Origin of the sequence: Rhizobium redzepovicii (assembly GCF_019793435.1) — a bacterium.
In the GTDB taxonomy this organism is placed as follows: Bacteria; Pseudomonadota; Alphaproteobacteria; order Rhizobiales; family Rhizobiaceae; genus Rhizobium; species Rhizobium redzepovicii.
On the sequence record NZ_JAILYH010000101.1, the window covers coordinates 1 to 354 of the forward strand.

At 68.1% G+C, this 354-nt stretch carries 1 pseudogene; it reads left to right on the forward strand.

Features of this window, described 5'->3' with window-relative positions:
• A pseudogene (locus K6N12_RS35190) lies at positions 1 to 354 on the forward strand (sugar ABC transporter ATP-binding protein); the annotation flags it as partial.

A 354-nucleotide genomic window follows, 5' to 3' on the forward strand; every position in this document is an offset into this window, starting at 1 on the left:
ACAGCCCGGCCAATCTCTTCGTCGCCGACTTCATGGGATCGCCGGCGATGAACCTGCTGACCGCCACCGTCGAGAACGGCGCCGGCGGCCTTGCCGTCGCACTGGAGCGGCCGAATGGCGCGCCGCTCAGACTGCCAGTTGTTTCCGGCAATCACGGCCTGTCTTCCTATGCCGGCCGCCAAGTGATCTTCGGCATCCGCCCCGAAGCCTTGACCGATCCTGACGGAGCCGACCGCAAGGCGCGCTCGCTGACCGAGGACGATTGCCTGATCGAGGTCGTCGAGCCGGCCGGCTCCGACACCTTTGCCGTCACCAAGCTCGGCGGCAAATCCGTCGTCGCCCGCCTGCGCGCCG